Here is a 10135-nt window from a genome sequence, read left to right on the forward strand (position 1 = left end):
AATCGGCAGGATTACAGCTTATCGGCCTTGGTGGAGAGGTATGACGCCACACCCTCCGCAGAGGGCGTCATTCCCATATCTCCCTTGCGCCATCCCGCAGGGCAGACCTCCCCGTGCGCCTCGGTGAACTGGAGCGCATCCAGGATTCTCAGCATTTCATCGACGTTTCGCCCCAGGGGCAGATTATTGACCACCTGATGTTGAACGATGCCGTCCCGGTCGATGAGAAAAGAGGCCCTGAGGGCAACACCGGCTTCGGGATGCTCCACCCCGTATTGCCGGGTGATCTCATGCTTGACATCGGCGACGATGGGGAATTGGACCGCACCGATGCCGCCGTCGTCGACGGAGGTGTTTCGCCACGCGAAGTGGGTGAACTGGCTGTCGATGGATATGCCGATCACTTCGGCGTTGCGCTCATGGAATGCGTCTATCCTGTGGTCGTGGGCAATGATTTCCGTAGGGCAGACAAAGGTAAAATCGAGTGGCCAGAAAAAAAGAACGACATATTTTCCCCGGTATTCGCTCAACTTGAAATCGTCCCGGATGATACCGTCGGGCATGACCGCCGGCGCCGTAAAGTGGGGAGCGGGTTTTGCGACCAATATACTCATGGATTCCCTCCTCTCCTTGTTAAATCCGTTGAAACAGCGCGACTGTCGACCGTTGCGAGATGAGACCAAAGGTCTAAGGGGAATTTCGCACATTCGGACTGCGCCGCACAGTGCGCCTTGCGTAACGAGCGCACCCCTTGAGGCCATCGTCTCCAGCCTACCGACTCGGGGGCCGCCGGGGGAGCATGTATCACCCTTTGCCGACACCCGAAAGACGATAGTGAAACGTCATTATCACATGTGTTGACGCTTAATCATAAGACCGTTTCGCGGATTTTCAAGTCTGTGTTTCCCAACACCTTCGAATGCCCCCCCCCACAATCCGCTATCGTTTGGCAGGTCTGGAAAAGGTTTTGATCTGATTGGAAAACAGTTTAGCACAGGTCGGACAATAGCGGTGCTCTTCCTTGGTATGGGGATGCGGCTCGGTCCGTTGTTCGATGTATGCCAGGAATTTGGTGGTGGCAAAACGCTTACCGCAGGCTTCGCAGGTGGCAAGGGGATGACGAACGATAATCTCATCCCGGATGCTGATGATACGCATATTATCCTGATCCTCAACCTTGATGGCCCCTGTGGGACAGATATTGGCACAGGTGCCGCACCCGATACAGCGTCCTTCGACAGGGACGACATAATGGGTTCCGTTTCGTTTTTCCATTTTCAGTGCGCCGGCCCCCACGATATCTTTGCATATCCGGACACACAGACGACAACGGATGCACCCGTCCGGGGCAGGCCCCAGGGGGACGTTGTACCGTTCAGCCATCTGTCGAATTGGTTTGGATTGCGGCGCCATCTGGAGAAGGTTTCTGAACGCCTTGATGCGGGCTTCCTGGACTTGATCGCTTTCAGTTGTGATGACAATACCATCCTTGACCTTGAGAATGCACGAAAGCATGGTGGTCGGAATATTCGCCATGTCGGGGTGGCCGATGATCTCGACCACGCAGAGTTTGCAGGATCCCGAGGGTCTAAGGGCAGGGTGAAAGCACAGCGCGGGGATATCCACACCGTTAGCCCTCGCAGCCTCAAGCACGGATGTTTGCTTTTCCACCGAAATACGCCGGTCGTTGATTACAAAATTGATCATGATGTGCTCCAATTAATGGTTGAGGGCACGAAGACAATCCTGAGGCAGGCGATGAGTCCCTTTTCCCTCCAGGCTGACCTCGATAAGGGCGTCCGGATCGTTCACCGAAGTGTCCGGATCCACGATAATACCGTGACACCCGATATACTCGTCCATGTAATCCTCCCAACTCTCGTCTTCGGAACGCTGAAAAACTTCGATGTGTTGACCCTTGCGAAACGTCATTTTACACCTCCTTGGAAGAGGAAAGGATTTCCACGTTGGCGGTTGCCGTGTTTTTTCTCAGGCAGACATCGCACAGCAGTCGTTTGTCGAGGACCTTGCCGACGGGGCCGATGCGACGGCGGATATATTCGATATATTTCCGGGTGCCCAGAACGGCACCGCATTCCTCGCAATGAAGAATCTTTTTCCGGTTGAGCACCGTTCCGCAGAGGGACAATACCCGCTCGCCGTTGACGTCTTTCATCTGCATGGCGTTGTTGGGGCAGTTGTTGGCGCATGCCCCGCAGAGAATGCAGCGATCCTGGGTCACCCTGAAGTCGGTCTCCACGGGGTGATCGAAGTCGAAATAGCCCATCTGGAGGGCGTTCACCTTCATTTTGTCCCGGCAGACCTCGACGCACTCGCCGCATCGCCGGCAGATATCGCACCGCAGGCAACGACGGGCCTCCTCCCGGACCGCGTTTTCGGGGTATCCCAGTTCCACCTGCTGAAAGGTGGTGCGACGGCGATCCAGGTTGAGCAGGGGCATCTCGGGCCGCTTCAGGATCATCTTCGTCGTCGCCGGCACCTCCAGGTGCTCCACCCGAGCGCGGCGGACCGGAACCGGCGGCATTTTGGGCTGCGGAATTCCCGACAGATAGCGGTCGATGGCCAGTGCGGCGCGTTTTCCGCCGCCGATGGCCTCGATAACGGTGGCGGGACCGGTCACGGCGTCCCCCGCCGCAAAGACGCCGGGAATCGATGTCTCCATGCTGACCATGTTGACGTCGATGGTGCTGCGGCGGGTCCAGTGCATATCGGTGAGATCCGCCAGACACGACTGCTCCACGCGTTGGCCGATGGCGCCGATGACAACGTCCGCCGACATGACGAAATCGCTGCCTTCGACAGGCACCGGCGACATGCGCGAGCTGCCTTCCCGGGCCACCAGCTTGGCCCGGAGGCACCGAAGCCCGGTGGGCTTGTCGTTTTTGCCCTCCACCTCGATCGGCACCGTGAGAAAAGAAAAAATGACCCCCTCTTCCTCGGCCTGCTCCACCTCCTCGATGTCGGCGGGCATTTCGTTCCGGGTCCGGCGATAGGCGATAGTCACCTCTTCACATCCCAGCCGCAGACAGGTCCGGGCCGCATCGATGGCCACGTTGCCGCCGCCGATGACGACGACGCGTCTGCCGGGTTTGCGGCGGTCACCCAGAGCCACCCGGCGCAGGAGGTCGATGGCGTCGGTCACCTGATAGTCGGTTTCGCCCGGGATGTTGAGCTTGTATGCGGCATGCGCGCCGACGGCGATGAAAAATGCATCGAATCCCTCTTCCCGGAGGTCCGGGAAGGTGACGTCCCGCCCCAATCGCGTATTGAACCGGAATTCGACCCCGAGTTCCTCGAGCATGGCCGTTTCCCGGTCGATGACCTCCCGGGGAAGACGGTATCGGGGAATGCCGACGAAGATCATCCCGCCGGCCGACGGGAGGGCCTCGATGACGGTGACCGCGTATCCTTTGAGGGCCAGATAGTATGCGCAGCTCATGCCGCCCGGTCCGGCGCCGACGACGCAGATCTTTTTGCCTTTATCGGGTTCCTTCGACGGGTTGACGTAATTGCCGTCGGACATGGCCCGCTCGGCCGCGAAGGCTTTGAGAAATTTGATGGAAATCGGGGTGTCGATTCGCCCCCTGACGCACATGTATTCGCAGGGGCGGGTACAGATGAGGCCGCAGACCCAGGGAAAGGGGTTGTCCCGTCGGATGACCTCGATGGCCTCTGCGTCTTTTCCCATACCGATGAGGGTCACATAGGTGGGAACGTCGATGCCCGCGGGGCAAGCCATCTGGCAGGGCGCCGGCGCCAGCTTGACGCAGGCGCCCGTGGCGCAGTTGTGGGTCTCCACATGGCTGATGAACACCTCCCGGTGTCGCGATAGATCCTCCTGAATCGAACGGCCGACCTCAACCGAGGCCGGCGAATGATCAAGATCCACCAGCTCCGCGGCCAGGTCCTGAATGGCCGGGATATGGTCCTTTCCCGCTCGCCCCCAGGCCACGTCGTTGAGGAGTTCCAGAATCTCCTCCGCGATACGACGACTTCGGGGATGAACGATCCGGCCCGATCCGAGGGCCTCGTTCAGGCGAGTGACGGCGTCGTTTACCGGACAGGCCGCCACGGTGCAGCTTTGATTCGCCATTGAGTCCCCCCTCCTATTCCTGGTCCAGAGCGGCCACATGACGGGCGTGTCGCTCCCGACGGATCTGCGTCGTTTCCTCGGCCTTGCCGAAATGGAGGCATCCGGTGGTGCAGATGGTGACGCAAGCCGGTTTGAGACCGCGATCGATCCGGTCCATACAGTAGTCGCACTTGACCACCTTACCCAATTCCGGATTCCATTGAGGGGCGCCCCACGGACAGGCCGAAATACAGGTTTTGCATCCCACGCAGAGGTTGTTGTCCACAAACACGATGCCGTCCTTTTCCCGTTTCTGCATGGCGCCGGTGGGACAGGCCGCTACGCACCAGGGGTTTTCACAATGGAAACAGGGCATGAAGATATAGGAAGCCTTGGGGAGGTCGCCGATAAGTTTGGGTCCGACGGTCAGCACCTGGCACAGCCTCGGTCCGACGGGCAGGGATTTATGGGTTTTGCACTGCACTTCGCAGGCATGACAGCCAATGCATTTGTGGGTGTCTTGAAACAGATAGTATTTGCTCATTTAAGTCTCCGTTTGTTCCGCTCATCCTTCCGGGTTTCTCTTTCCGGGATTTTCCGGGTCCGGAGGGAAAGCAGTTCCCTATGGATATGTTAATATACCTATACCATTTTTGACGCTTTTTCACAAGCAATAGCGATGCCAGGTTTGCGCTCAATGAATATCGACCTCAATAAATATCCAATCACATACAATAGATTTCAAAATCAATACGATAAGAAAATTTATCGTCCCCGGGAGACGGCGCTCGGATGGAATGGGGTGAAGGGGGTTGCAAAGAAAATATTGCATCTGTCATATTTTTATGCGATAGGCTTATCTTTCTCAAAATATATATAAAAAATCATGACGCAGTAAATTTGACGCAATAAAAAAAATGCTGCCGCTCTCCTGCCGGCGGTGTTTTGAACGCCGACCCCGCCTCGCCGGGCAGGGGTCCGACCCGTTCCCATCCCTCGGCGGCCTTCTGTCGGCAAGCATCGAAGCGGTGGACGTCATGGGTTTTGAGTCGAACCGGACAATATGGCATGTTGTTTGCTGCATGTTGCCGCTGAGAGAAATTTTGCACGGAAAGGTGGTGTGGCTGTTGATGTAAATCCGGAAACCCGCGGAAAACTTCAAATTGAAGGTGCGGACTGTTTGTTTTGAAATGAAAGTTCAAAGCTCTATGATTAGGAGGAAATGATGCAAAAAAAACTGGCCTCGTTTTTGGTGATTGTCGTGATATGTCTGACGGTGGGACTTCCGCTTTTGACGGCGACGGCGGCTCATGCCGACAAACTGGCGGACGCCATCGCCGCAGCCCCGATCGGAACTGGAGCCGGACAGATCGATCCCAGCAAATCTTCGGGATTTCTTGGCATTCCCGGCGCGCCCGATCCCGGTATGATCATGTGTTTCCTGTGGGCCATCTGGGTGGGCTGGATTTTCTCGACGGTGGGCGCCTTCGGCGGCGTCATGGCCGGCGTCGGCCATATCACCATCTACGGTCTGGGCGCCTATGCCAAGACCTTCAAGGATACCGCAACCCCCCTCAACAAGTTGATGACCGATTCCATCCGGGTTTCCAACCAGTGGCTGGTGGGGCTTTCGGCCTTGGTCTCCACCGTCAATTATGGTCGCCAGAAACGCCTGGTGACCTCCCTCGGCTTTTTTCTGGGCATCGGCGCCTTGTTCGCAACCCTGATGGTCGTCTACGGGACCGCCGGAAAGGTCAGTTTCTCCCAGTACCAGGGATGGTTCGGGCTCTGTGTGTTTTTGATCGCAGCCTTCATGATCTATGAAATGAGCCCCAAGGGTCAGTCCAACAAGAAAGCCGCCAAAGAGGCCGTCAAGGCCTTCGAGGAAACCGTCAAGTGCAAGGGCGACATCTGTGAGCAGGGTGTCGAGACCCTGAAATGGAGCCTTGCCAGAACCGAAATCTCCTTTTTCGGGCAGAAATTCACCTTCAGCCCCATCTGGGCCTTCGTGGGTGGTTTTCTCATCTCCGCGCTGGCTTCCTTCATCGGCGTGGGCGGCGGCTTCCTTTACGTCCCCTTTCTGACCAGCGTGGTGGGCCTCCCCATGTTCGTGGTTGCCGGGACATCGGCCCTGGCGGTTCTCATCGGCATGATTTTCTCCATCTTCCAGTTCATGGTGATGAAGGGTATCCCGGTCTATTGGCCCATGATCGGCGTCGAGCTCATCGGCATCTTCGTGGGCTCCATGATCGGCCCCCGAACCGGCAAGTACATTCCTGAAAAAGTGCTCAAGTGGATCTTCCTCGTGCTCGCTTTCTACATCGGGCTGCGCTACACCCTGAGAGGCTTTTTCGGCATCTCGCTGCTGTAAATTCCGTGTTTCTCCAAACCGCCGGTCCGGCCGCCGCCCATTGGGTGCGGCAGCCGGATCGACGGTGCGTTCGCCAACCCTGCCGATCTTCGAGGATATGAAACGATGGCCTCTTTTTTCACAGACTTTTACCGGATCGTGGACCCTTTCCTGATCTTTTTTTATCGGGGGACCGGCATTCCCATCGTCGATTATTTCATCGGCACCTTCGTCCTGGCGTTCATGACGGTGGTGATCGGCGAGATCTGCGTCTCCCTGGCCATTCGGTTCAACCGATCCCATATCGACGGAATGAAGCAAGAAGTTGCCCGGAAGGAGAAAATGGCCTTCTCGGCTTATGCCGCGGGGAACCAGTCCGGATACAAGGCCCTCAACAAGGAAGCCACCGACGAATGGGGAAAGCAGTTTTTCACCATGGCCGCCTATTCCTGCGGGATCCTCTGGCCCATCCCCTTCGCCCTCGGTTGGATGCAGACCCGGTTCGGGGGTGTGGAATTTGCCGTTGGTTTCCCCTTTTCCCTTGTGGGGCTGGAAAGCGTGGGGTACCTGTTCTCCTTTTTTCCGATCTACGTCGGCTGCCGGATTCTCTTCAAGTACATGAGGCCGTGGCTTCCCTATTTCAGGGGTGTCCAGAAAATGCTCGCGGAGCAGCCGGAGGTGTCTTGAGTACCGTCGGGAGCCGCGTTTCATACGCGCTTCTCATGGCCGCCGGGATGACTCTGGCCGCTCCGGGTCCGGTTTTCGCCACCCAGGCCCACGGGGACCCCGAGGGTTTGTACGTCCACCAGATGTCTCACCTCTTCCTGGCCTATTCCATGGGGCTTCTCATCTACTGGCTGAGGCGGCGGGGTCTGGTGCTGACGGGGGGATGGCGCAACCTTCAGTATTCAGCGCTTTTCTTCATTTTCTGGACCATCGACGCCTTCACTGTTCACCTCATGGACGAGCAATACCCCATCATCCAGGTTGCCCGACGCGATGACTGGATGTTGCAGATCGATTCGATCCCGGACGTCGACTGGATCAAGGGGCTTTACTACCTGGTCAAGCTTGACCACCTCTTCTGCGTGCCGGCCCTGTTTCTGCTTTATCTGGGGCTGAAACAGCTCCTCAAGCGACACCCGGCCGACGAGGTCCCGGCAGGCCCATGATCGTGCCGGCCATTCCCATTATCGTGGTGGACCTGGTGGGTTCCGTCGCCATGATCGTTCTGAGCTTCATGTGCATCGGACTGACACGGGAGCTGAACCGGCGAAACCCCAATCACCTGATGTGGACCTACCTCCTCTGGATGAGTTATTTTCTGGCCGGGTTCGCGGTATCCCGCTCCGCCGGCCACATCCTGAAGCAGGTCCTGCTTTTCACGGGGCACGGGGAGGTGTGGGAGCTCATTCGACCCTTCAGCGGCGGGGTCAACACCTTCATGCTGATCATCGTGGCGTCCATTACCCTCTTTTTCGGACAGGCATGGCGGGTGTATCGGGAGATTATGAACGATAAGACCGCCATTCAAAGCGCCCATCGCGAGTTGCTCGACCTGAACGAAAACCTGGAGAGGCGCGTAAGGGAACGGACCGAGGCTCTGGCACGCTCCGAAAAACAGATCGCCCAGGCGGACAAGCTGGCCTCCATCGGTCAGCTCTCCTCGGGCATCGCCCACGAAATCAACAATCCACTCGGCATTATCCTGGGGTATACCCAGCTGTTGATTCGATCCGAGCCTACCGGCACACAGAAATTCGAAGACCTCAAGATCATCGAGAAGCATGTCAAGAACTGCAAGGCCATCGTTGCCGATCTTCTCAATTTCGCCCGAAGCTCGAAACCGGAAAACACCCTGGTCGATATCCACGATATCATCGAGGAGGTGCTGGTTTTCGTTACCCACCAGGCCGGCGCCAATGCGCTCACCTTCCGGAGAGAATACGATCGGAGTGCGCCCCCGCTTTACATGGACGAAAAAAAGATACGACAGGTGCTGATCAATCTCATCATGAACGCCCAGCATGCCAACCACAATCAAGGAACCATTCGAATCGCCACGCTGTACGACGCGCCTGCGGGTCAGCTTCTGATACGCGTCAAGGATACGGGCTACGGCATTGAAAAGAAGGATCTTCCCCGTATTTTCGATCCGTTTTTCACCACCAAACCCACCGGAGAAGGCACAGGCCTGGGTCTGGCCGTCAGCTACGGCATCGTGAAAAATCACGGCGGGAACATTTCCGTGGAGAGCGAACCCGGCAAAGGCGCCGAATTCACGATTACGCTGCCGGCCACGCCCCGGCCGGGAGATCATGTATCATGACAACGCGCGCCATTCTCATCGTTGACGACGAACCGGACATGCTCGTGCTGCTGAAACGCAGCCTCGAACCGGACCTGAAATGCCGGGTGACCCTCGCATCGTCCGGAACCGAGGCGCTCCGGCACGTCTCCCAGGGATATTTCGATCTGATTCTGGCGGACATCAAGATGCCGGGTATGGACGGACTTGCCCTGCTGGAGATGGTCAAACGGGATTATCCCGAACAGACCGTCGTGATGATGACGGGTCACGGCTCCATCGAGACGGCAGTGGAAGCCATGAAGCACGGTGCCTACGATTTCATCACCAAACCGTTTGACCACGATGCGCTTGTACTCCGGCTGGAAAAGGCCCTGGAGCGCAGCAGCCTGATCCGGGAAAACCTCCGTCTGAAAAAAGAGACCCGAACGTCCCACGTCTTTCAGGATCTGGTGGGAAAGAGCGCCGTCATGCAGCGGGTATTCGAGACCATCCGGATGGTGGCCAATACGGAGTTTACGGTCCTGATCACCGGAGAATCCGGTACCGGGAAGGACCTGACCGCCCGGGCCATTCATGCCTTGAGCGCCCGAAGCGAAGGGCCCTATGTCCCCGTCAATTGTCCGACCGTTCCCGAGCACATCCTCGAAAGCGAGCTTTTCGGCTACAAGAAAGGCGCTTTTACCCACGCCACCCAAAACAAGATCGGCCTTTTTCAGGAGGCCGACAAGGGGACGCTTTTTCTGGACGAAATCGGCGACGTCAGTCCGGCGATTCAAACGAAGCTTCTCAGGGTCATCCAGGAAAAGGAGATCAAGCCCCTTGGCGACAACCGGACCATCTCAGTGGATGTCCGGATCATTTCGTCCACCAACCAGAACCTTCGGGAGAAGATTCGGGAGGGTACCTTCCGGGAGGACTTTTTTTACCGTCTGAACGTTCTGCCCATCACCTTACCGCCGCTTCGGGAGCGTCGGGAGGATATTCCCCTGATTGCCGATCATATCCTGGCAAAGCACTGCCGCAAGCTTTCGAAGCCCCTGAAGACGCTGTCACCCAAATTGATGGAACTGCTTGTCGAACGCCCCTGGGAGGGCAATGTGCGTGAACTGGAGAACGTCATCATCCAGGGGATTCTCTTTTCCGGCGGCGAAGAGATTCAGCCCCGGGACATCGGGATCGAAAGACTGTCCGGAACGGGGGACTGTCCGGAGGAAGAGACCTTGCTCGACCTGCCCTACAGGGATGCCAAGGAAAGAAATCTGCAGCGCTTCAACAATGCCTACATTGGACGGCTCCTCGCCGAAACCGGCGGAAACGTCACCCAGGCCGCCCGCAAATGCGGCCTCGAACGTCAGTCTCTCCAGCAGATCATGCGGCGCTA

General features: G+C 57.4%; 10 protein-coding genes. 5 read left to right on the forward strand and 5 right to left on the reverse strand.

Translation table 11 applies throughout. The annotated features are described in order from the left end of the window. Positions 1-11: 11 nt before the first annotated feature. From AB7S84_RS05015 to AB7S84_RS05035, 5 genes are all read right to left on the reverse strand, one after another. The gene (locus tag AB7S84_RS05015; protein WP_020875074.1) at positions 12-614 is read right to left on the reverse strand and encodes a peroxiredoxin; all 603 of its coding nucleotides are present in this window, start codon (positions 612-614) and stop codon (positions 12-14) included. A gap of 325 nt (positions 615-939) precedes the next feature. Continuing rightward, positions 940-1707: a 2Fe-2S iron-sulfur cluster-binding protein gene (locus tag AB7S84_RS05020; RefSeq protein ID WP_020875073.1), complete on the reverse strand. Its 768-nt coding sequence runs from the start codon at positions 1705-1707 to the stop codon at positions 940-942. A gap of 12 nt (positions 1708-1719) precedes the next feature. After that, on the reverse strand, positions 1720-1932 hold the full coding sequence (locus AB7S84_RS05025; RefSeq protein ID WP_020875072.1) for a hypothetical protein: 213 nt from the start codon (positions 1930-1932) through the stop codon (positions 1720-1722). A 1-nt stretch (position 1933) separates the two neighbouring features. After that, positions 1934-4114, reverse strand: a complete 2181-nt coding sequence (locus AB7S84_RS05030) for an FAD-dependent oxidoreductase (RefSeq protein WP_020875071.1) — start codon at positions 4112-4114, stop codon at positions 1934-1936. Between the two features lie 13 nt (positions 4115-4127). After that, entirely contained in the window at positions 4128-4637 is a 510-nt protein-coding gene (locus AB7S84_RS05035) for a 4Fe-4S dicluster domain-containing protein (protein WP_020875070.1), read from the reverse strand. 678 nt (positions 4638-5315) lie between these two features. On the opposite strand from AB7S84_RS05035, the gene AB7S84_RS05040 reads away from it, so the two are divergent. From AB7S84_RS05040 to AB7S84_RS05060, 5 genes are all read left to right on the forward strand, one after another. After that, entirely contained in the window at positions 5316-6464 is a 1149-nt protein-coding gene (locus AB7S84_RS05040; RefSeq protein WP_428153217.1) for a sulfite exporter TauE/SafE family protein, read from the forward strand. A gap of 105 nt (positions 6465-6569) precedes the next feature. Beyond that, positions 6570-7130, forward strand: coding sequence for a hypothetical protein (locus tag AB7S84_RS05045; RefSeq protein ID WP_020875068.1), 561 nt, complete (start codon positions 6570-6572; stop codon positions 7128-7130). Further along, positions 7127-7615 (forward strand): hypothetical protein, encoded by a 489-nt coding sequence (locus AB7S84_RS05050; RefSeq protein WP_020875067.1) that lies wholly within the window; start codon positions 7127-7129, stop codon positions 7613-7615. Before AB7S84_RS05045 ends, AB7S84_RS05050 begins: the two co-directional genes overlap by 4 nt. Further along, positions 7612-8772: a sensor histidine kinase gene (locus tag AB7S84_RS05055; RefSeq protein WP_428153220.1), complete on the forward strand. Its 1161-nt coding sequence runs from the start codon at positions 7612-7614 to the stop codon at positions 8770-8772. The genes AB7S84_RS05050 and AB7S84_RS05055 overlap by 4 nt, the downstream gene beginning before the upstream one ends. After that, on the forward strand, positions 8769-10135 hold a 1367-nt coding region (locus AB7S84_RS05060; RefSeq protein WP_428153222.1), incomplete at its 3' end, for a sigma-54-dependent transcriptional regulator. The genes AB7S84_RS05055 and AB7S84_RS05060, both read left to right, overlap by 4 nt.

It is taken from the genome of Desulfococcus sp., from assembly GCF_050178255.1.
Lineage (GTDB): Bacteria > Desulfobacterota > Desulfobacteria > Desulfobacterales > Desulfococcaceae > Desulfococcus > Desulfococcus multivorans.

Bases quoted from the DNA above. Each gene is read 5' to 3' on its own strand.
- AB7S84_RS05055 (WP_428153220.1), top strand. From the start codon at position 7,612: ATGATCGTGCCGGCCATTCCCATTATCGTGGTGGACCTGGTGGGTTCC.
- AB7S84_RS05030 (WP_020875071.1), bottom strand. From the start codon at position 4,114: ATGGCGAATCAAAGCTGCACCGTGGCGGCCTGTCCGGTAAACGACGCC.
- AB7S84_RS05025 (WP_020875072.1), bottom strand. From the start codon at position 1,932: ATGACGTTTCGCAAGGGTCAACACATCGAAGTTTTTCAGCGTTCCGAA.
- AB7S84_RS05020 (WP_020875073.1), bottom strand. From the start codon at position 1,707: ATGATCAATTTTGTAATCAACGACCGGCGTATTTCGGTGGAAAAGCAA.
- AB7S84_RS05035 (WP_020875070.1), bottom strand. From the start codon at position 4,637: ATGAGCAAATACTATCTGTTTCAAGACACCCACAAATGCATTGGCTGT.
- AB7S84_RS05045 (WP_020875068.1), top strand. From the start codon at position 6,570: ATGGCCTCTTTTTTCACAGACTTTTACCGGATCGTGGACCCTTTCCTG.
- AB7S84_RS05040 (WP_428153217.1), top strand. From the start codon at position 5,316: ATGATGCAAAAAAAACTGGCCTCGTTTTTGGTGATTGTCGTGATATGT.
- AB7S84_RS05015 (WP_020875074.1), bottom strand. From the start codon at position 614: ATGAGTATATTGGTCGCAAAACCCGCTCCCCACTTTACGGCGCCGGCG.